This is a genomic window from Amycolatopsis sp. NBRC 101858 (assembly GCF_030269325.1).
GTDB classification, from domain to species: Bacteria; Actinomycetota; Actinomycetes; order Mycobacteriales; family Pseudonocardiaceae; genus Amycolatopsis; species Amycolatopsis ponsaeliensis.
Genome location: NZ_BSTD01000004.1, coordinates 451904 through 471678 on the forward strand (window position 1 = coordinate 451904; position 19775 = coordinate 471678).

Genomic DNA, 19775 nt, shown 5'->3' on the forward strand with positions numbered 1-19775 from the left:
ACATCTTGCCAATCGGCCCCGGAAAGCGCTAACTTCGTCCTGCCAGACATCGGATGTCCAGCCCGAATCGCCGGGTCCGTCCGCCGACCGATGTGCACCCCCTGCCGAACTGATCGTCAGGAAAGGACACACCGACGATGCCGAAAATCTCCCGCCGGATGGCCCTCGTGCTCGCCGTCCCGCTCATGCTGTGCACCGCGCTGCCCGCCCAAGCGGCTCCGCTGTGGCACCCCGACCCCGCCACCGACGGCCTCAAGGCCTTCGAGGGCATCGAAGCCGACCGCGGCAACCACCACCCGGACCGCAAGTACGTCGTGGTCGAGGGCGACCACTACCGCTTCAACATCTGGAAGGACGACCGCGACACCACCGGCGGCGGCGACCGCCAGCGCACCGAGTCCAAGGGCATGGTCCAGGGCGGCACGGCGCTCAAGATGCACGACGGCGAGACCTGGACGCTCTCCTACGAGATGTACATCCCGGGCACGCTGCACGGCACCAGCAAGTTCACCCACATCTTCCAGACCAAGACCCCGTCCACCAACGGCGGCCCGTGGGTGACGTTGGACCTGACCCGCAGTGGCAGCAAGGAGATGCTCAACGCCCGCGCGTACGCCAACTCGGGGTCGCCGAGCATCGCGGCCACCGACCTCTCGCCCCTGCGGGACAAGTGGATCACCATCGAATGGACCTTCACGCCGGGCTCGAAGGGCAAGGCGTCGTGCGTCATCCGCAACGGCACCGGTTCCGGCGCGCCGGTCGCCGCGCAGGGCAGCATGTCGAGCGTGAACATCCCCGACCAGGGCGACTACGTCCGCCCGAAGTGGGGGATCTACCGCTCGGTCCAGAGCGCGTCGTCCGACATCCTGGACACCTACCTGCTGTTCCGGAACTACACGGCCGCGCGCAAGTAGCCGATCCACGCCCCGATCGGAGTACGCCCGTTCGCCGGGTTCGCCTGTTTCGTGGCGGTGGACCCGCTGCCGGGGTGACACTGGCGCCATGAAGGTCGTCGACGGGTACTACGGCACACGCCACCCGTCGACGACCGCGCGCTACGACGCGCCACCCCCGCTGCGACGCGGTCCGGTGCTGGTCACGGCCGCTTTCGCCGCGCTCGGCGGCGCCCTGATCCCGGCTGCCTCGCTGGCCGCGCTCTGGCGGGTCTGGCAGTTCTACGCCATGTTGTTCGGCCTGTTCGCCGCGGTCGAGTTCGTCGCGTTCGTCGCCGTGCTCGGGTGGCCGACCCGCAAGACCGCCCGGGCCGGGGCGTTCGTCGCGGCCGCGAGCCTCGCGCTGTGGGTGGCGAGCCGGCCGCTGGGGCTGCTCAGGCGGTTCGATCCCTGGCAGCCGGCGGACACCGTCGTCGGCTTCACCGACTACGCCGCGGCCGCGCTGCAGGTCATCGCCGTCTTCGGCTTCCTGGTCGTGGCGCGGCGGCGAGCGCACCCGCGGCCGTCGACGGCGCGGCGCGTGTCGGCGTGGATCGTGCTGTTCCCGGTGCTGCTGCTGGTGCTCGCGACCGGCGCGGCGGGCACGGTCGCGGCCGGCGACAACGTCTCCGGCACGACGGCTTCGACGCTGCTCGACGGCAGCACGGTCGAATACTGCCGCCCGGACGGCGTCCCGCTGCTCATGGACCTCACGCGCCCGCGTCCGGACGCCCGGGGCGCCCCGGTGGCGCTCTTCCTGCACGGCGGCGGGCTCGTCTCCGGCAACCGCAAGCCGGCCGGCCCGGGCGCGCTGCTCGCCGGGTCGCGGCTCGCACCGCTGCGCGACGCCCTGACGGCGCGCGGATTCGCCGTCGCCTCGATCGACTACCGCCTCGCACCCGCGGCGCGCTGGCCGGCGCCCCTGGCCGACGCGAGGTGCGCGGTCCGCTTCCTGAAGGCCAACGCGACGGCGCTGAACGTCGACCCGGCGCGCATCGCGGCCGTGGGGACGGGCACCGGCGGCACGCTGGCGTCGCTGCTCGGCGTGGCCGGGGAGCCGGACAGCGCGGTCCGCGCGGTGGCGGCCCTGGACGCGCCTGCCGAGTTCGCCTTCACGGGCCAGGACCCGCTCACCCGGGCATCGATCCTGCTGGCACTGGGCCGCGACCCGGCAACGCTGCGCGCGGCGAGCCCGCTGGCGTACGCGGGGACGGGCGCACCCCCGTTCCTGCTCGAGGGCGGCCGCAAGTCGGCGGAGCTGGCGGACCACCTGCGCACGGCGGGCATCCCGGTGACGACCGGCGGCGATCCGGCCGGCTTCCTGGCTGCCACCCTGCGATCATGACGACGAACGGCCCGGCCCGCGCCAAGATCCGGTGGCTGCTGACCCCCGACATCGAACCGGAGTCGTACGTCCCGGTAGACCGGACCGGCCCCGTCTCGGGCCGCCACTACGTCGTCGTCGACTGCTTCGACCGGCCGTTCGAGGACTACCGCACCTGACCCCGCCCGTGCGGTAGCTTGGCAGCATGAGCGGACAGGCACTCGTGGCGCCGATCTTCGGCGACCACTCCTACCGCTGCGACTTCTACGGTTGACCGATCCCGCTCCGGGTCCTTTTTTCTTCAACCGTAAGGAAAGTCATGTCTTCATCCCTCCACGCCGGAACCAGCTGGGCGCTCAAGCACATGCCGCTGACCGCGGCCGCCGTCGAGGAGACCGCGCCGGTGCTCGCCGGCCGGCGCCTGGCGATGTGCCTGCACGTCGAGCCCAAGACGGCGGCCCTGGTCACCCTGCTGGCCGGTGCCGGTGTCGAGATCACGCTGACCGGCTCGCCCGGCACCACCCACGACGACGTCGCCGACGCGCTGCGGGCGCTCGACGTGCGGGTGCACACCCGCCGCGCCGACGACGACGCCGCGCACGCCCGGAACGTCGCGAAGGTCCTCGAGTGCGAGCCGGACCTCACGCTCGACAACGGCGCCGACCTCACGCTGTCGCTGCTGCGATCCGGCACGCCCGCGGGCTACCTCGGCGGCACCGAGGAGACGACCACCGGCGGCCTGCGGCTGCGCGAGGCGCGCGTGCGCCACCCGGTCGTCGTCATCAACGACTCGCGGCTGAAGCTGCTGGTGGAGAACGAGTTCGGGGTCGGCCAGAGCGTCGTGCAGGGATTCCTCAACGCCACCAACCTGATGGTGCCGGGCCTGCGCGCGACGGTGCTCGGCTACGGGCCGTGCGGCAAGGGCGTCGCGGACACCCTGGCGCGCCTCGGCGCGCGGGTCGCGGTGTGCGACACCGACCCGATGCGCGCGCTCCAGGCCATTTTGGACGGTCACCGGGTCGGCTCCCCGGCCGAGGTCCTGTCCGGCGCGCAGGCGGTCTTCACCGCGACGGGCGCCCCGGGCGTCGTCGGCGCCGCGGAGCTGGCGGCCCTGCCCGACGGCGCCCTGATCGCCGGAGTCGGGCACTTCGCGTGGGAGATCGACGCGGCCGCTCTCCGGGCGGCAACCGTCCGCACGGTCGACTACGGCGAACCGGGCCGCCGGGTCGGGCACGTGCAGGCCGACGGCCGCGAGATCGTCATCCTCGACCAGGGCCGGATGCTCAACCTGACGGCGGCGAACGGGAACTCGATCCAGGCCATGGACCTGGGGCTGACGCTGCAGGTCCGCAGCCTGGCGGCGGTGGCCGCGGGCGGGCTGGCCGCCGAGGTCCAGCCGGTCCCGCCACCGCTGGAGCACCGGATAGCCACCGACCTGGTGGCACGGCTGCTCGCTTGACCTGGAGCGCGCTCCAGGCTCTAGCGTGAGGGGCACGCCGACCGCACGTCAGGAGAACGTTTCATGGAGCTCGGTTTCCACCTCCCCATCTTCGACATCGACGGCGGGACCACCGCCATCGCCGGTGAGCTCGCCCGGGTGGGCAGCGCCGCGGAGGAGGCCGGGGCGACCTGGCTGTCCTTCATGGACCACTACTTCCAGATCGAGCCGACCGGCCTGCCCGCCGAGTCGAACATGCTGGAGGGCTACACCACCCTCGGCTTCCTCGCCGCGCACACGTCCCGGATCGAGCTCGGCCTGCTCGTCACCGGCGTGACCTACCGGCACCCCGGCCTGCTCGCGAAGATCGTCACCACCCTCGACGTCCTCTCGGGCGGCCGGGCCGTGCTGGGGGCCGGCGCGGCCTGGTTCGAGCGCGAGCACCGCGGGATGGGCGTGCCGTTCCCGCCGATCGCCGAGCGGTTCGAGCGGCTGGAGGAGACGCTGCGCATCTGCGGGCAGATGTGGGACCCGGAGAACAACGGCCCGTTCGAGGGCAAGCACTACCAGCTCGCCGAGACGCTGTGCTCGCCCCAGCCGATCCACCGGCCGAAGGTGCTGATCGGCGGCGGCGGGGAGCGCAAGACGCTGCGGCTCGTCGCGCAGTACGGCGACGCGTGCAACCTCTTCGCGTCTTCGCCCGAGGACGTCGCGCACAAGCTGGACGTGCTGCGCGGCCACTGCGACGAGGTCGGCCGCGACTACGACGAGATCCGCAAGACGGTCCTGGCCAACAACCCGCGCCCGACGCCGGAGACCCGCGACGACTTCGTCCGGGCCATGGCGGACTACGCGAAGCTCGGCGTGCAGACGGCGATCATCACGCCGACCACGGGCTCGCCGGCCGCGTGGATCGAGGGCATGGCGCCGGCCGTGCCGCAGCTGGCCGAGCTCGGGTAGGCAAGGCCTCCGGCCCGCGGGTTTACTTCCCGGTTACCTCGGCTCTGGTAGTCAGGGGGCGAACCGGCGGGCCGCCGGTTCCGGGTGTCTCCTGCCCTCTTCGTCCACAGTGGACTCTCTGAAGTCGTTTTCCCTTTGCGGTGAACCGTTCGCGGCGACGCGCCGTGTGCCGTGGTGAGGTGGCGACCAGAGAGGAGGGGCTGATGCCCCACGCACGCAGTACCGGACGACACCGCAAACAGGCCACGATCGGGCTGGCGGCGCTGCTGGGAGTCGCGGGGGCGACGGCGACGGCGATCGCCCTCAGCAGCCCGGCGAGCAACGCGGCGACCGAGAGCTGCGGCGGCCTGGACACGGCGCTGCAGAACAACCTCACGTTCATCGCGGGCCAGCAGGCGGCCCCGGACGCCCAGTCGGCGGCCCGCATCGCCAACCGCCAGGCGGTGGTCGACCAGATCCAGCAGCGCCGCGCGGCGGCCGGCTGCGGGGGAGAGGTCGCGGCGAACGCGGTGGCAACCCAGTGCGCGGCGATCGCCGACGCGGCCGGGCAGGACGCGGCCGCGCAGGCCGACGAGAACGGCATGGCCAAGGGCAAGGCCAAGAACGGCAAGGCCGCCCAGCAGAACGGCAAGGCCGACGGCAACGGCATGGCCCACGGCAACGGCATGGCCGCCGGTGACGGCGCGGCCGCCGAGAACGGCATGGCCGACGCCAACGGCATGGCCGACCAGCAGGAAGCCGCCGGCCAGGGCAAGGCGGCGAAGCAGAAGGGCAAGGCGGCGGAGAACGGCGCCGCCGACGAGAACGCCATGGCCGGCCAGCAGGACGCGGCCGACGCCGCTGCTCAGGACGCGGCGGCGGTCCAGGCTTGCGACGTGGTCCAGCAGTGCGTGGCCCAGGCAGCGGGCGCCGCCGACGCCAACGGCATGGCCGCCGAGAACGGCATGGCCGAGGACAAGGGTGCGGCCAAGCAGAACGGCATGGCCAAGCAGAACGGTATGGCCAACGGCAACGGTATGGCCGACCAGAATGGCATGGCCAACGAGAACGGTATGGCCGACCAGAACGGCGCGGCCGACCAGAACGGCATGGCCAACGAGAACGGCATGGCCGACCAGAACGGTATGGCCAACGGCAACGGTATGGCCGACCAGAATGGTATGGCCAACGAGAACGGCATGGCCGACCAGCAGGGCATGGCAGCGCAGGGCGAAGCCGCGGCTCAGAACGCCGTCTCGGCGCAGGACTGCACCGCCATCCTCGACTGCGTCACCCAAGCCACCGCCGACGCCGGCGCGGCCGCGGACCAGCAGGGCATGGCCGCCGAGCAGAAGGGCGACGGCCAGCAGAAAGCCAAGGGCAAGAACAAGAACGCCGACAACGCGGCCGAGCAGGCAGCGGCGGCCGCGGTAGCGGAGAAGTGCGTGGCCGCCTCGGCCGACAACGCGACCGCAACCGGCACCGCGAGCGCAACCGACAGCCCCACCGAAACCGCCACCGAAGGCAAGTGAGACCAGGAGGGTGTGCACCGGCGGCGGGCCAGTGCACACCCTCCGACAACACGAACCACCAGCACGAAACCGGGGGCGCGGATCACCACCCTGACCGGCCGCGGCACTCGAAGCGATCCGCACGGAACACGCCCGGCACCTGCAGCTCTTCACCGACCCGGCCGAACCGAACCCGCAAGACCGGCCGAGCTGCCCGCCGGCTTCCCTGACCCGATCCGGTGACCGGCGGGAACTCCGGCCCGCCGGTGCTCGTTGATCCGGGGGAGCGCAGTAACCTGGAGTGCCCAACCGACCGACGACAGCACGAGGCTTCAGTGACCACCGATCCGGCGGCCGAGGACCTGCGGGAGGCGGCCGACGAGCTCGCCGTCGCCGGGCAGCTCCCGCGATTCCTGCTGATGTACAAGTTCGCCATCGAAGAGCTGATGACGAAACTGCGGATCCTCAGCGAGGAGTTCGACTTCGTCCACCAGCACGACCCGATCGAGCACATCACGAGCCGGGTGAAGCGGCCGGAGGCGATCAAGGAGAAGGTCCACCGCCGCGGCCTCGGTGACGACTGGATCGCCGCCGCCCACGTGCTCGACGACATCGCCGGCATCCGCGTCGTCTGCCCGTTCGTCTCCGACGTCCACCAGGTCGCGCGCATGCTCACCGCCCAGGACGACGTCGAGCTGCTGCGCACCAAGGACTACATCGCGAAGCCGAAGGCGAACGGCTACCGCAGCCTGCACCTGATCGTGCGGATCCCGGTGTTCCTGTCCGACCGGGTCGAGAAGGTCAAGGTCGAGGTGCAGCTGCGCACCATCGCGATGGACTTCTGGGCCGCGGTCGAGCACAAGCTGTCCTACAAGTACGCCGACAGCGTCCCGGACGACTTCGCCGGCGAGCTGGCCGCCGCGGCCCGGACGGCCGCGGACCTCGACGCCCGCATGGCCGCCCTGCACGAACGCATCCGCTGAGTCACGGCGCCAGCGCGTCCAGCAGGATGCCCAGCCCGAACTCGAACTCCGCTTCGTGGTCGCACACCGCGAGGTACGGCGCCGCCGCGGCGACGGCGGGCAGCCCGGACGCCGAGAGATCGGCGAGCCGAGCCCGGTCGCCGGTACCGCTGAACGTCGGCGCCGCGTCGACCTCCCGCATCAGCGTCCCGATCAGGAACGCCAGGACCGCGCGCAGCCCGTGCACCGCGCGGTCCGGCGGGTAACCGGCCGCGAGCAGGGGACCGAGGACGGCCTCCACCGGGGCGAGCGCCGTCATCGACGCGAGCCGGCGGGTCAGCACGAGCGGCGCCGCACGCGGGTGGCCGAGCATCGCGGCCCGGAACCCGTGCGCCAGCGCGGACATCGTCTCCCGCAGGCCCGTTCCCGCCACGGGCGCCGGGATCGCGGCCAGCAGGACCTCGGCGACGCCGTCGAGCAGGGCGTCCTTGCCGTCGACGTGGTTGTACAGGCTCATCGGGTCGACGCCGAGCCGGCGCGCGAGCTTCCGCATGCTCACCGCGGCCAAGCCTTCTTCGTCGACGAGCGCGAGCGCCTCCTCGAGGATCCGCGCGCGCGACAACACGTCCGCGTCCTTGGGCGGACGGCCCCGCCGGGTCGTCACGACGAGAGCACCGCGGGCAGGCTTTCGTAGCCGCGCAGGATCCGCGTCTCCCGCCGGCGGCCGCCGGGCAGCACGCGCAGGCCGGGGAACCGGTCGAAGATCGTCCGCAGCCCGATCTCGCCCTCCATGCGCGCCAGCGAAGCGCCCAGGCAGTGGTGGCGCCCGGCGCCGAACGCCACGTGGTCGCGCGCGCCGTCCCGCGTGACGTCGAAGGTGCCCGGGTCGGTGAACACCCCGGGGTCGCGGTTCGCGCCGGCCAGCACCGTGGTCACCAGTGCCCCGCGCGGCAGGGGCACCCCGGCGACCTCGGTGGCGCGCGTCGCGAGCCGGCCGGTCAGCAGCACCGGCGGGTCGTACCGCAGGACCTCCTCGACGGCGTTGCCCCACAGCTCCGGCCGCTCGCGCAGCACGGCGAGCTGCTCCGGGTCGGCCGCGAGCAGGGCGATCCCGCTGCCGAGCAGGTTGACGGTCGTCTCGAAGCCGGCCGCGAGCACCAGGCCAGCCGTGGACTTCAGCTCCGTCTCGGTGAGGCCGACGCCGTCGTCGCGGGCCGCGACGAGCTTGCTGAACAGGTCTTTTCCGGGGTGCCTGCGCAGGTGGTCGAGGTGCTCGCCGAGCCAGGTGTCGAACTCGCCCAGCGCGGTCTCGACGTCGCGGAACGTGCGCCAGCCCAGGCCCAGGTCGAGGCTGGGCGCGGCCGCCGCACCCAGTGACAGCACCTTGCCCAGGTCGGACGGCGGCACGCCGAGGATCTCGCTGATGACCGTCACCGGCAGCAGGCCGCAGTAGGACTCGACGAGGTCGAGCGGCCGGCCGGGGTCGAGCCCGTCGAGCAGGCCGTCGGCGATCTCCTGGACGCGCCCGCGCAACTGCTCGACCGCGCGCACGGTGAAGACGCCGGTGACCAGCTTGCGGTAGCGCGTGTGCTCGGGCGGGTTGACGGCGAGCAGCGACGGCGGCCGCACCGGGTGCAGGTGCTCGCCGGCCGACCATTCGACCAGCCTGCCGAGCGGCGAGCCGTCGGAGCCGATGACGCCGACGCGGAAGTCGTCGCTGGAGAGGACCTCCCGGACCGCGGCATGCGTGGTGGTCATCCAGCCGAAGCGGGTGCGCGCGAGCGGGCCGGCCGCGCGGATCTCCTCGAACAGCCCGGTGAGGTCGTGCCCCTCGGCCGCGGCGACGACCATCCGGCCCTGGAGGTCGCCCTTCCGGGCTTCGCGGCGCAGCACCGTCCGGGGGAGCGCGTGGCCGAGGCTCCACCGGATGGCGGGCTTCGCCCGGGCCAGAGCTGCGTCGAGCACCGTCACGACGTCCCCTTCCTTCAGCGTGCCTACAGTGTAGGTTATCGTCGATTACCTACACTGTAGATCGAAGGAGCGTCGATGACCGAGTTCGACATCCCCGCACCCGAAGTCCTCGCGGCCCGGCAGAAGCTGGTGCTCGACCACTTCCGCGACGAGGTCGCCCAGGACTGGGACGCCACGCTCTCGACGTTCCCGCACCCGCACTACGAAGTGATCGCGACGATGACGGTCCACGACGGCGACGGCGCCGTCCGCGGCTACTACCACGACACCCGCACCGCGTTCCCCGACCAGCACCACGAGCTGATCGCGCTGCGGCACAGCGCCGACGCCGTCGTCGTCGAGTTCTGGCTGCTGGGCACGCACCTCGGCCCGTTCGGCGCGATCCCGGCGACCGGGTCCCGCTTCCGCGTCCGCATGACGGCCTACTTCGTGTTCGACGCCGAGGAAAAGCTGGTGTGCGAGCGCATCTACTTCGACACGCTCTCGATGCTCAAGCAGCTGATCGGCGGGGTGGACAAGAAGAACCCGAAGAACTGGCCGCTGCTGCTCCGGGTGGCACGGGGCTTCCTGGCGATGTCGGGGGCGAAGCCGGACCCTCGGCTGACGGAGACGACGGAACCGGTGCTGCAGGCCTGACCACCACGACGACGTTGACCGCGACGATCACGCCGATCGCCGCCCACGAGAGCGCGTCGAGGCGCTGGCCGAGGACCACCCGGCCGACCAGTGCCGCCAGGACCGGGTTCACGCTCATCACCGTGCCGAACACCGATGCGGGGACCTGGCGCAGCGTCAGCAGGTCGGCCAGCATCGGCACGGCCGACGACAGGACGCCGGCGGTCACCGCGGCGAGGACGGCGCCGAGGCCCGGCCGGTGCGCGATCATCGCCCAGACACCGACCGGCACGTACGCCAGCCCGGACGCGCCCGCGGCCGCCGCCGAGCCCGCGACGCCGGGGATGCGCGCCCCCACCGCGCGGTTGAGCAGGATGTAGGCCGCCCAGCACGCGGCCGCGAGCAGCGCCAGGCCGATGCCCAGGTAGTCGGTGCTCGGCCTCGGCCGGACCAGGACGACGACCGCCGCCGCCGCGACCAGCGCACCCAGCAGGTCACCCCGCCGTCGTGACCCGGCGAGGGCGACGGCCAGCGGGCCGAGGAACTCGAGCGTGACGGCCAAGCCGAGGCCGATGCGGTCGACCGCGCTGTAGAGCGAGAGGTTCATCGTCCCGAAGACCAGCGCCAGGGCCAGGACGGGCCGCCACTGGGCGGCGGTGAACGCGCGCAGCCGCGGCCGGGCGGTCGCGAGCAGCACCGCGGCCGCCACCCACTGGCGGACGGCCACCACGCCGGCCGGCCCGAGCTGCGGGAAGGCCAGGGCCGCGACCGACGCCCCGACCTGGTTGGACAGTCCGCTGCCCAGCATCAGCGCGGCCCCGCGCCGGCGTCCTTCGCTTGTCATGCCCCGACTATCAGCGCCGGTGCCGCATACGCAAAATGCATCCGACACGGCAGCTATACGCTGGGCGCATGGATGCCTCGCTGGAGCTGCGTCACTTGCGGCACCTCGTCGCGGTCGTGGACACCGGGAGCTTCACCGACGCCGCGCTCGAACTCGGCGTCTCGCAGGCGACGGTGTCGCGGACGCTGCTCGCGCTGGAGCGGATCCTCGGCGTCCGGCTGCTGCACCGCACCAGCCGGACCGTCGAGCCCACCACGGCCGGCGTCACCGTCCTCGCCCGGGCACGGGTCCTGCTGGCCGACGCGGAAACGCTGGTGCACGAGGTCACGACCGGCCACACCCGGCTCCGGCTCGGGCACGCGTGGTCGGCGGTGGGCCGCCACACCGCGGAGTTCCAACGGCGCTGGCAGGACCGCTACGCGGACGTCGAACTGCAGCTGGTGCGGACCAACACGGCGACCGGCGGCCTGGCCGAGGGGCGCTGCGACCTGGCCGTCGTCCGCACGGCCGTCGACACGCGCCGGTACTCCCACGTGCTCATCGGGCACGAACGCCGGGTCGTCGCCCTCGCGTCCGACGACCCGTGGGCGCGGCGCCGCGTGATCGGGTTCGCCGAGCTCGGCGACCGCACGCTCGTCGTCGACCGGCGCACCGGCACCACGACCCTGGACCTGTGGCCCGAAGGCGCCCGGCCCGCGGTGGAGTACACGCACGACATCGACGACTGGCTGGCGGCGATCGCGACCGGGCGCTGCGTCGGCGTCACGCCCGAGGCGACCGCGGCGCAGTACCGGCGCGACGGCATCCGCTACCGGCCGCTGCGCGCCGCGGACCGCGTCCCGGTCCGGCTGATCTGGCGCCACCACGACGCGCACCCGGCGACGCACCTGGCCGCCGCCCTCCTGACGGAGCTCTACCGCTCCTGAGCACGCGCTGGAGCGAGCAAGACGCCCAACGCGACCAGCTCCGTCAGCGCCATCCCGCGTTCGACGAGGCCGAGCGGGATGAGCGTCCACCAGCGGCCGCCGTCCACCGCGGCCACCACCACGGCGCCGAGGATCACCGCGAACCAGCCCAGTGACGCGATCGCCAGGACGCGGGCCAGCCACCGGCGGCCGGGGGAGCCCGGGAACGCCGTGCGCGCCGCGACCAGCACCGTCAGCGGGAGCGCCACGAAGGCCACGACGCTGGCGATCCGGTGCAGCGTGCCGCCGAAGTCGGAGCGCGAGACCGTGGCCCAGTCCGGCTTCGGGAAGGCCACGATGACCAGCAAGCCGACCGTCCACAATGTACCCAGGACGGCCGCGGGCACGGGCAGCCGGCGCTGGCTGTGCAGCACGGCGAGCCCGGCCGCCGAGCCCAGCGCCACCAGGATCACCGCGAGGTCGAACACCCATTTGTGGTCCGACAGCCCGTATTCGCTGATCGTGCGGCGGGTCGCGCTGATCTCGTCGGTCGGCGGGATGACCTGGAGCAGCAGCACCAGCGCGGCACCGAGCACGAGGGCGGCGATTCCGCTCAGCGAGACCGCGAGCGACGTCCGTCGCGCAGGGACCGTGACCATGAACCGACAGTAGCCGACCGGTGGTTGAACTCCCGGTGAAATGTCCTTTCGGGCGAACCTTGGTGTGAAAACAGGGTCAAGGCTGTACGACTTACGGCGGTTACCGTAGCCGGTTTTCGTCCATTACGGTCACTCGCTACCGGTACGTCCGTGCTGTGCCGGTCTCGTCGAGGAGGTCCTTTGCCTGTGGGGAATTCACCAAGAAGACTGGTGCTGGCGGCTTCGGTCGTGGCGCTGGCGGCGGCGTTCGTCACGTTACCGGCCGGTACCGCCGGCGCGGCCCAGAACATCCTGCGTGCCGACAAGTCGGTACCACGCTCGTGCTTCGCGAAAGTGCAGCCCAAGGGCACCGCGGGCACCGATCGCCGCGAGCTGACGTCCACAGTGGATGGACTCGTCCAGGCCCGGCTGAAGCCGACTTCGGGCGCCGAAGGCGACTGGGACGTCGCCGTGTTCGACAAGACGACCGGTGCGGTGGTCGCCGCTTCCACGGCGTTGCGCACCCACGAACTCGCCGAAAGCTTCGTGAAGAAGGGCCAGCAGCTCGTCGTCCAGGGCTGCCGCTACGGCGGCTCGGCCGGCCAGGCCCAGCTCGGCGTCGACTTCCTCGCGCTCACGCCGCAGGGCACGCCGACCACCGCGCAGAAGGCGGAGCTGGTCCGGGTCGAGACGCCGACCCGCGCCGACAAGAACAAGCTGAACACCCTCGGCCTCGACGTCACGGAGAAGGGTGACGCGACCGGGATCGAGGTCGTCCTCGCCGACGACGCCGACCGCCAGGTGCTCAAGAACAGCGGCTTCAAGTCGAAGGTGATCGAAGCCGACCTCTCGGCCAAGTCGGTCCAGGACGCGAAGACCGACCGCCAGTACGCCGCGAAGACCGCCGCTTCGGCGCTGCCGTCCGGGCGCACGACCTACCGGCACCTCTACGACTACAACTACGAGCTGAAGGAACTGGCCCGCAAGAACCCGGGCCTCGTGTCGGCGTTCACCATGCCGGAGTCGACCTGGGAAGGCCGTGACGTCGTCGGCATCGAGATCGCGTCCGACGTCAAGAACATCACCGACGGCAAGCCGGTGAACTTCACCATGGGCGTGCACCACGCCCGGGAGTGGCCGGCCGCCGAGCACGTCATCGAGTGGGCGTACGAGCTGATCAACGGGTACTCCCGCGACGCCTCGATCCGCAGCCTCGTCGGCAAGACCCGCAACATCATCGTGCCGATCGTCAACCCGGACGGCTTCGAGATCTCCCGCGAGGCCGAGCCGAAGGGTGACTTCACCCGGTTCGACTACGAGATGAAGCGCAAGAACTGCAACGTCAACGACTCGCCGCCGCAGTACGCCACCGGCGTCTGCAAGGCCAACCCCGGCGGCCGCGTCCGCGGCACCGACCCGAACCGCAACTACGCGGGCTTCTGGGGCGGCGCCGGCGCCGAGCTCGCCTGGAGCGGTGACACCTTCCGCGGGTCCGCGCCGTTCAGTGAGCCCGAGGTGCGCAACATTCGCTCGATCGTGTCCTCGCGCCAGGTGACCAACCTGATGACGATGCACACGGTCGCCGCGCTGGTGCTGCGCCCGCCGGGCGTGGCCGACGTCCGGCCGCCGCTGGAGGAGCCGGCCTACAAGGCCCTCGGCGACAAGATGGCGTCGCGCAACGGCTACACCAGCCAGCCGAGCTGGGCGCTGTACGACACCACCGGCAGCACCGAGGACTGGTCGTACTGGGCCACCGGCGGCTGGGGCTTCACCATCGAGGTGGGCGGCAACGGCTTCCACGGTCCCTACGCCGACAGCGTCGTCGCCGAGTACGAGGGCCTGGCCCCCGCGGCCGGCGCCGGCAAGGGCGGCAACCGGCAGGCGTTCCTGGACCAGCTGGGCAGCGCGGCCGACCCGCAGCAGCACTCGACGCTGATCGGTTCGGCGCCGAAGGGCTACCAGCTCAAGCTGCACAAGACGTTCCAGACGCCGACGTCGCCGGTGATCCAGCCGGACGGCTCCACCAAGCCGCCGATCTACGTCACCGACGACCTGAACTCGAAGTTCACCACGACCGGTGGGCGGTTCGCGTGGTCGGTCAACCCGTCGACGCGGCCCTACGTCGCCGGCCGCTACGGGCGTGACCCGCAGGGCCCGGCGCAGCAGGGGATCCCGGTGACCAACCCGGCCGGGGTGCCGCCGATCAACCAGAACTACCCGGCGGACCCGGCGGGTGACTCGTTCACCTTCCACGTCAACGGCCTGCCCCAGGTCGACAACGGGAAGTTCAGCGTGAACATCAACTGGGCCAGCACCGCGACGGACTGGGACCTGTTCATCTACGACGCGGCGGGCAACCTGGTCAGCTCGTCGGCGAACGGCGGCACGACGTCCGAGCACGCCGTGCTGTTCGACCCGCCGGCCGGCGACTACCGCGCCGTGGTGGTCAACTACGACCAGGCCGACCCGGCCACGGTCGACGACTGGAGCGGGGACGTGTCGTTCGCGTCGCCGATCCCGCCGACGTACGGGCCCAAGGAGGCCTACCAGCTGACGTGCACGTCGCCGAAGGGCCAGCTCGTGGGCGTGGCGGACGTGTACGCCGACCGCGGCCAGACGGTCGACGTCGGCGAGGTCTGCACCCGCTCCGCGCACGCGCAGAAGCAGCGTGCTTCGGGTGGGGTCCGGTAGGTTCGTTTCGCATCGTGGGGCCTCTTCGCTTTCGGGCGGGGAGGCCCTCACGGCGTTGCGGCGAGGGCGACGCCGAGGACCACGAGGATCGTGCCGACGACGCGGTTGAGGGTGGGTTCGGCGTGGGCGTACCAGCGCTGGGTGGCGGGGGCGGAGAACAGCAGGGCGACGCTCAGGTGCCAGGCGGCCGAGGTGAGGAGGATCAGCGCGACGGCTGCGGCTTTGACGGCGGTGGGTTCGGCCGGGGGGAGCGTCGCGGTGAGGACGCTGCCGAAGAACGCGGCGGCTTTGGGGTTGGTCAGGTTGCTGAGGACGCCTCGGCGGAAGTGGTGCGGCTGCCCGCGGCCCGGCGGGGCTTTGCCGGGTCGGGTCGGTGTGGCCTCGCCGGCGCCGGAGGTGCGCAGGGTGGCTTCGCCGCCGCGGTCGGCCGCCCCATCCGGTGCTTCCGGGGCTTTCGGCTTGCGGGCTCGCAGCCACAACCGCACACCGAGCCAGGCGAGATAGCCGCCGCAGACCACCCGCAGGGCGGCGGCCAGCCAAGGCAGCCGGGCGAGCACCCCACCCAGCCCGAAGACGGCAACGGCGGCCAGCACCCCACCCGCGGCAACCACCCCGAGCGCGACGGCCACGGCTGCCCGCCGGCTACCGGCCGCGGCGGTGTGCGCGATGAGCACGAAGTTCGGGCCGGGCGAGACGGCCGCGGGAAGGTAGGCCAGCAGCACGGTCCCCAACGTGGCGGCGGGATTCACGCACCCACCCTCGCACGCCTCCGCACAACGCCCCGCCCCTCCAGCCCACAAGCCGACTCCCAGCCCCACGAGCCGACCTTCTGGGTGCGCGAGCCGACTCTCCAGGCACGCGGGCCGACTCTCCAGGTACGCGAGCCGACCCTCCAGGTATGCGAGCCGACCTTCGGCTCGTGCCGGTGCAGCGAAAGCTCACCCCGGCCGGGATCAAGCCGCCCGGCCGCCGCCGCCCACGACCTGGTCGCGCATCGTCCGCAGTGCCTGATGGTCCACAGTGGACGAGTCCGCGGCCAGCCACTCGCCGATCTCGTGCAGGAACTCCTCGGGCGTCATCGGCGCCGCCGGCAGGTCACCCGGGTCGGCCGTGGTCAGGTCGCCGCTGCGGCTCGGGTACACGATCATCACGCCGCGCAACGCCACGCCGGGCAGCAGGTCGCGGTACGCCGCGAGGCTCTCGGCCAGCCTGCTGCCGCCGCCGCGGAACGGCCGGCCGTTGCGCAGCAGCCTGCCGTCCTCGGCCGTCTCGTAATGGCCGGGCAGCCACAGCTTCGACTCGATCAGCACCAGCCGCTTGCCGCACAGCACCGCGTGGTCGACGTCGGCGAACACCGAGCCCGGCCACGCGAGCCCGTGGAAGATCCGCGCGCCCGGCAGCCGGGTCAGGTAGCCCTCGAGCAGGTCGGCGGTGAGACGCTCGGCGAGCTCGTCGCGCTCGGTGCCGGGGGCGCCGAACACGGTGCGGCCGCCGAACTCCTCCGCGTACGCCTCGCGCGCCTTGTTCGCCCGCAGGTAGCCGCGGGCCAGGCGCTGGACGAGCAGCGCGGTACCGGCGGTCAGCAGCAGCCAGACGATGAGCACCGGCGTGCTGAACCCCACCCCGGTGACCAGCGGCAGCAGCACGAGCACCATCCCGCCCACCGCGGCGACGACCGGCGTGTGCCCGGGCCCGCGGCGGCGGCCGTGGCGCATCCGGGTGTCCTGCCCGGCGAAGTGCCACCAGCCGAGGTCTTCGGCGTCGAGGTCGGGCAGGTCGGGGACGAACCCGGGCTCGTCGCCGAAGCGCCGCCGGGGCCGCGGCCGGACCGGGACGGCCACCACGGTCGCGCCGCCGGAGTCGTACCGCGTGCGGGCGACGGGGTCGCTCAGGACGTCGTAGGCCTCGCGGAGCAGCCGGAACGTGCCGACGGTGCCGCCGCCGTCCGGGTGCATGGTCTTCGCCAGCCGGCGGTAGGCCGTCTTGACGTCGGCCGCCGTGGCGTCCCGGCGGATGCCGAGCACCTCGTAGTAGTCGACGTCGGGCACGCGGGCGTTCACCTCCGGATGGCTGCGCGAAGACTTTATGGGACCCGGTTTCCGGGCCGGCCACCGCCTCGGCGGCACGTCGGGGTGATGGTCCTCCGGCGCAGGTCAGTGCGGTGTCAGGAGTTCTGCCGGTGACGGCGGGACGATCGCCCGCGTGATCCACCCGGCTTCGGCCTGCCGCGTGGCGGGTGTCCCGATCGGGTTTCCGGCGTGTTTGCCGTGGTCCGCGAGTGTCCATTGAGGACTTAATGTCACTCGGAAGTGTTGTAACGGCGAGAATTGCTCGGGTGATGGCGACTTTCCGTAGTCGCAATTCACCCGAAGGGACGGGAACAGGTGTTCGAATCCGCGGCTACGATGGAGGCATGCCCCCGGCACTCCCCAGACGTGACGGGCCCACCGCCACCCCACCTCGGCAGCGGGCCCGTCACCCCCGTCACCGCTCGCGCAGCAGGAAGCGCTGCAGCTTCCCGCTCGCGTTGCGCGGCAGCGCGTCGACGAACCGCACCCGGCGCGGGTACTTGTACGGCGCCGCAACGGCTTTGGCGTGCTCCTGCAGGGCGTGCACGAGGTCCGGGCCCGGCGTGGCGCCGGGCCGCGGCACGACGAAGGCGGTCACGACCGCGCCCCGGTCCGGATCGGGCGTGCCGACGACCGCGCACTCGTCGACGTCCGGGTGGCTCAGCAGCACTTCTTCGACCTCGGGAGCGGCGATGTTGTAACCGGAGGAGACGATCATGTCGTCGCTGCGCGCCACGAACCGGAAGTAGCCGTCGGGTTCGCGGACGTAGGTGTCGCCGGTGATGTTCCAGCCGTCACGGACGTAGTCGGCCTGCCGCGGGTCCTCGAGGTAGCGGCAGCCGGTGGGGCCCTGCACGGCGAGCAGCCCGGGCGTGCCGTCGGGCACGGGTGCGCCGTCGAGGTCCAGGACGGCCGCGCGGAACCCGGGTACGACGGTGCCGGTGGTGCCGGGGCGGGCGGCGTCGTCGGCCGCGGAGATGAAGACGTGCAGCATCTCCGTGCTGCCGATGCCGTCGATGAGCGGGCGGCCGACGAGGCCGCGGTACTGCTCGGCCACGGCCGCCGGCAGGGCTTCGCCGGCGGAGACGGCACGGCGCACGCCCTTGAGAAGGGGCCCGTCGCCGGAGCCGAGGATCGCGCGGTAGGCGGTCGGTGCCGTGAACAGCACGGTCACCGATCGCTCGGCGACGATCGAGGCCAGCTCGTGGGGTGTGGCGCGTTCCAGGAGCAGCGTGGACGCGCCGGCGTGCAGCGGGAAGACGAGGAGGCCGCCGAGGCCGAAGGTGAACGCGAGGGGAGGGGTGCCGCAGAAGAGGTCGTCCGCGGTGGGGCGGACGACGTGCCGGGAGAACGTGTCGGCGATGGCGAGCAGGTCGCGGTGGAAGTGCATCGTCGCCTTGGGTGTCCCGGTGGTGCCGGAGGTGAAGGCGAGCAGCGCGACGTCGTCGGCGGCGGTCGGCACGTCGTCGAAGGTCGCCGGGTGCCGCGCGCAGTGTCCGGCGAGGTCGGTGCCGTAGGCGACGACGGGCAGTCCGGGCGGTAGTTCGTCGAGCAGGCGCTCGTCGCACAGGGCGACGGCAGGCCGTGCTCGGTCGACGATCTTGTCGAGTTCGTGGCGGCGCAGCATCGGCATTGTCGAGACGGCGACGGCGCCGGCTTTGAGGACGCCGAGCCAGCAGGCCGCCAGCCACGGCGTGTTGGCGCCGCGCAGCAGCACGCGGTTCCCGGGGACGACCCCGAGGTCGGCGGTGAGGACGTGCGCGATCCGGTTGGCGCGCGCGAGCACTTCGCCGTAGGTCCACGTCTCGTCGAGCGAACGCAGGCACGGCCGGTCGGCGCCGAAGCGGTCGACGGCACCGTCGAGCAGGGCGGTGGCGGCGTTGAGCCGGTCGGGGTAGCCGAGTTCGGGGAGGTCGAAGACGAGCCGCGGCCACTGGTCTCCGGGCGGCAGCCGGTCGCGGCAGAACGAGTCGGTGTGAGCGCTGGGAGAAAGCCTCATCGCAGCTCCTCGGTTCGACCTGGACCGTAGGAAACGTAGCACTCGTTGCGACCGTCGAGAAGACGCTATGCCGCACTCCTGACGGCAGCGACGAGAAAGCGATACCCCTCCGTCGACCAGGGAACGCGCAGAGTTACTCCGCGGGCGGCGCGACCGTGGCGTCCGGCTGGTTCGCGCGGCGCAGCGCGTCGGCGACGAACCCGTTCGCCTTCAGTTCCTCGACCAGTTCGCGCAGGAACGCCACTGTCTCCGGACGGCGATCCGGCGTCGTTCCGACCGCCTGCTGGATCTGCATGAACCGCTCCGGGATCACCCGCGTCCCGGGGTGCTCGGCCACATAGGAGGTCATCGGCTGCCGGATCCCGGCGGCCACCTCGAGCCCTTGGTCCTCGAACGCGACGACCCCGTCGGGACCGCGCACGACCGTCGCGTGCGCAAGGGTCCGCGTGAGGAACAGGTCATAGGCCGAACCCTGCTTCACGCCGATCCGGACGCCCGGCCGGTCGACGTCCGCGGGCGAGCGCAACGGCGAACCCTCGGGAACGACGTACACGCCTTCGATGACGACGTACGGCGCGGTGAAGGCCACCGAGGCCTCGCGAGCGGGCTCGATCGCGAGGAAACAGAGGTCGGCGGCATCCGAGGTCAGCGCTTCGAACGACTTCCTGGCGGCATCGAAGCAGACGAACTCCACGGGCACGCCGAGCCTCCCGGCCACCTCGCGAGCGAGGTCGACGGTGACCCCACCGGGCGCGGCCGCGGTCCCGTGGGCAAGCACGGGATTCCCGAGGTTGATGGCGGCACGCAGCACACCGGTGGGCGCGAGGTCAGCGGAAAGATCTCCCATGAGCGGCGAGGGTAACGCCGAGCACCCCCGAGAGCAGGCCAAATGTCGCCCACACCACCGGCGGGGTGGTGCCGCGGGGTGGATGCCGCT

At 72.2% G+C, this 19775-nt stretch carries 17 protein-coding genes and 1 pseudogene; 10 read left to right on the plus strand and 8 right to left on the minus strand.

All coding sequences use genetic code 11. The features are described from left to right. Positions 1-137 precede the first annotated feature (137 nt). The 7 genes from QSK39_RS30880 to QSK39_RS30910 all read left to right on the plus strand — a co-directional run bounded on the left by QSK39_RS30880 (position 138) and on the right by QSK39_RS30910 (position 7127). Positions 138-914, plus strand: coding sequence for a hypothetical protein (locus QSK39_RS30880; RefSeq protein WP_285481365.1), 777 nt, complete (start codon positions 138-140; stop codon positions 912-914). 88 nt (positions 915-1002) lie between these two features. Next, positions 1003-2277: an alpha/beta hydrolase gene (locus tag QSK39_RS30885; protein ID WP_285481366.1), complete on the plus strand. Its 1275-nt coding sequence runs from the start codon at positions 1003-1005 to the stop codon at positions 2275-2277. Continuing rightward, the gene (locus QSK39_RS30890) at positions 2274-2435 is read left to right on the plus strand and encodes a hypothetical protein (protein ID WP_285481367.1); all 162 of its coding nucleotides are present in this window, start codon (positions 2274-2276) and stop codon (positions 2433-2435) included. Before QSK39_RS30885 ends, QSK39_RS30890 begins: the two co-directional genes overlap by 4 nt. A 140-nt stretch (positions 2436-2575) precedes the next feature. Beyond that, complete coding sequence (locus QSK39_RS30895; RefSeq protein ID WP_285481368.1) at positions 2576-3715, plus strand: adenosylhomocysteinase; 1140 nt, start codon at positions 2576-2578, stop codon at positions 3713-3715. A 63-nt stretch (positions 3716-3778) separates the two neighbouring features. Further along, entirely contained in the window at positions 3779-4654 is an 876-nt protein-coding gene (locus QSK39_RS30900; RefSeq protein WP_285481369.1) for an LLM class F420-dependent oxidoreductase, read from the plus strand. Positions 4655-4857: 203 nt separating this feature from the next. Beyond that, positions 4858-6165: a hypothetical protein gene (locus tag QSK39_RS30905; RefSeq protein ID WP_285481370.1), complete on the plus strand. Its 1308-nt coding sequence runs from the start codon at positions 4858-4860 to the stop codon at positions 6163-6165. A 314-nt stretch (positions 6166-6479) separates the two neighbouring features. After that, positions 6480-7127 (plus strand): GTP pyrophosphokinase, encoded by a 648-nt coding sequence (locus QSK39_RS30910; RefSeq protein ID WP_285481371.1) that lies wholly within the window; start codon positions 6480-6482, stop codon positions 7125-7127. Between the two features lies 1 nt (position 7128). Here QSK39_RS30910 and QSK39_RS30915 read toward each other — a convergent pair whose 3' ends face one another. Both QSK39_RS30915 and QSK39_RS30920 read right to left on the minus strand, forming a co-directional pair. Further along, positions 7129-7770: a TetR/AcrR family transcriptional regulator C-terminal domain-containing protein gene (locus tag QSK39_RS30915; protein WP_285481372.1), complete on the minus strand. Its 642-nt coding sequence runs from the start codon at positions 7768-7770 to the stop codon at positions 7129-7131. Then, complete coding sequence (locus tag QSK39_RS30920) at positions 7767-9071, minus strand: cytochrome P450 (RefSeq protein ID WP_285481932.1); 1305 nt, start codon at positions 9069-9071, stop codon at positions 7767-7769. The genes QSK39_RS30915 and QSK39_RS30920 overlap by 4 nt, the downstream gene beginning before the upstream one ends. Positions 9072-9152: 81 nt before the next feature. On the opposite strand from QSK39_RS30920, the pseudogene QSK39_RS30925 reads away from it, so the two are divergent. Beyond that, positions 9153-9521, plus strand: a pseudogene (locus QSK39_RS30925) (ester cyclase); the annotation flags it as partial. A 46-nt stretch (positions 9522-9567) separates the two neighbouring features. On the opposite strand, the gene QSK39_RS30930 reads toward QSK39_RS30925, so the two are convergent. Continuing rightward, on the minus strand, positions 9568-10536 hold the full coding sequence (locus tag QSK39_RS30930) for an EamA family transporter (RefSeq protein ID WP_285481373.1): 969 nt from the start codon (positions 10534-10536) through the stop codon (positions 9568-9570). A gap of 68 nt (positions 10537-10604) precedes the next feature. Between QSK39_RS30930 and QSK39_RS30935 the strand changes: the two genes are divergently transcribed. Continuing rightward, positions 10605-11462, plus strand: coding sequence for a LysR family transcriptional regulator (locus tag QSK39_RS30935; RefSeq protein WP_285481374.1), 858 nt, complete (start codon positions 10605-10607; stop codon positions 11460-11462). Here the strand turns inward: QSK39_RS30935 and QSK39_RS30940 are convergent. Further along, a complete protein-coding gene (locus QSK39_RS30940) occupies positions 11450-12100 on the minus strand; it encodes a DUF998 domain-containing protein (RefSeq protein WP_285481375.1) in 651 nt (216 codons plus the stop codon). The genes QSK39_RS30935 and QSK39_RS30940 overlap by 13 nt on opposite strands. 210 nt (positions 12101-12310) lie before the next feature. On the opposite strand from QSK39_RS30940, the gene QSK39_RS30945 reads away from it, so the two are divergent. Beyond that, entirely contained in the window at positions 12311-14770 is a 2460-nt protein-coding gene (locus QSK39_RS30945) for a M14 family zinc carboxypeptidase (RefSeq protein WP_285481376.1), read from the plus strand. Positions 14771-14817: 47 nt separating this feature from the next. Here the strand turns inward: QSK39_RS30945 and QSK39_RS30950 are convergent, their stop codons facing one another. The 4 genes from QSK39_RS30950 to QSK39_RS30965 form a co-directional block, all read right to left on the minus strand. Next, complete coding sequence (locus QSK39_RS30950; protein ID WP_285481377.1) at positions 14818-15519, minus strand: LysE family translocator; 702 nt, start codon at positions 15517-15519, stop codon at positions 14818-14820. A gap of 204 nt (positions 15520-15723) precedes the next feature. Then, positions 15724-16818, minus strand: a complete 1095-nt coding sequence (locus tag QSK39_RS30955; RefSeq protein WP_285481378.1) for a J domain-containing protein — start codon at positions 16816-16818, stop codon at positions 15724-15726. 436 nt (positions 16819-17254) lie between these two features. After that, the gene (locus QSK39_RS30960) at positions 17255-18838 is read right to left on the minus strand and encodes an AMP-binding protein (protein WP_285481379.1); all 1584 of its coding nucleotides are present in this window, start codon (positions 18836-18838) and stop codon (positions 17255-17257) included. A 133-nt stretch (positions 18839-18971) separates the two neighbouring features. Beyond that, positions 18972-19685 (minus strand): transporter substrate-binding domain-containing protein, encoded by a 714-nt coding sequence (locus QSK39_RS30965; protein ID WP_285481380.1) that lies wholly within the window; start codon positions 19683-19685, stop codon positions 18972-18974. Positions 19686-19775 lie beyond the last annotated feature (90 nt).

Coding starts and splice junctions, on each gene's coding strand:
- QSK39_RS30940 (WP_285481375.1), bottom strand. CDS start 12,100: ATGGTCACGGTCCCTGCGCGACGGACGTCGCTCGCGGTCTCGCTGAGC.
- QSK39_RS30960 (WP_285481379.1), bottom strand. CDS start 18,838: ATGAGGCTTTCTCCCAGCGCTCACACCGACTCGTTCTGCCGCGACCGG.
- QSK39_RS30930 (WP_285481373.1), bottom strand. CDS start 10,536: ATGACAAGCGAAGGACGCCGGCGCGGGGCCGCGCTGATGCTGGGCAGC.
- QSK39_RS30885 (WP_285481366.1), top strand. CDS start 1,003: ATGAAGGTCGTCGACGGGTACTACGGCACACGCCACCCGTCGACGACC.
- QSK39_RS30895 (WP_285481368.1), top strand. CDS start 2,576: ATGTCTTCATCCCTCCACGCCGGAACCAGCTGGGCGCTCAAGCACATG.
- QSK39_RS30890 (WP_285481367.1), top strand. CDS start 2,274: ATGACGACGAACGGCCCGGCCCGCGCCAAGATCCGGTGGCTGCTGACC.
- QSK39_RS30880 (WP_285481365.1), top strand. CDS start 138: ATGCCGAAAATCTCCCGCCGGATGGCCCTCGTGCTCGCCGTCCCGCTC.
- QSK39_RS30905 (WP_285481370.1), top strand. CDS start 4,858: ATGCCCCACGCACGCAGTACCGGACGACACCGCAAACAGGCCACGATC.
- QSK39_RS30935 (WP_285481374.1), top strand. CDS start 10,605: ATGGATGCCTCGCTGGAGCTGCGTCACTTGCGGCACCTCGTCGCGGTC.
- QSK39_RS30965 (WP_285481380.1), bottom strand. CDS start 19,685: ATGGGAGATCTTTCCGCTGACCTCGCGCCCACCGGTGTGCTGCGTGCC.
- QSK39_RS30900 (WP_285481369.1), top strand. CDS start 3,779: ATGGAGCTCGGTTTCCACCTCCCCATCTTCGACATCGACGGCGGGACC.